This window comes from Bacillus pretiosus (assembly GCF_051294775.1).
Taxonomy (GTDB): domain Bacteria; phylum Bacillota; class Bacilli; order Bacillales; family Bacillaceae_G; genus Bacillus_A; species Bacillus_A wiedmannii.
In genome coordinates this window covers 1-280 of the sequence record NZ_JBPPHF010000631.1, presented here as the reverse complement: position 1 = coordinate 280, position 280 = coordinate 1, and the positions used below count along the sequence as shown (strand labels likewise).

The 280-nt window shown below is 40.0% G+C and carries 1 pseudogene; it reads right to left on the bottom strand.

The features are described from left to right. A pseudogene (locus ACSG5Z_RS32455) lies at positions 1-280 on the bottom strand (nitrate reductase); the annotation flags it as partial.

Sequence of the window (280 nt, the reverse complement as noted above, 5' to 3'; positions counted from 1 at the left end):
ATTGGGCTAAGCGGTGGGATATACCAAACCATTGGCATTGTACGATACTCTGGATGAAGAGGTAGAGCGATTTTCCAATCGATAATCATTATATAGATTGGCGACTGTTGTGCCGCTTTAATCCATTCTTCAGGAATCCCTTGTTTTTTCGCTTCAGCTGCTACTTCTGGATCATTTGGATCTAGGAAAACAGTAAGCTGAGTTTCATATAAATCTTTTTCATCTTCAACAGACGCCGCTTCTTTTACTTTGTCAGCGTCATATAGCATTACCCCAATAT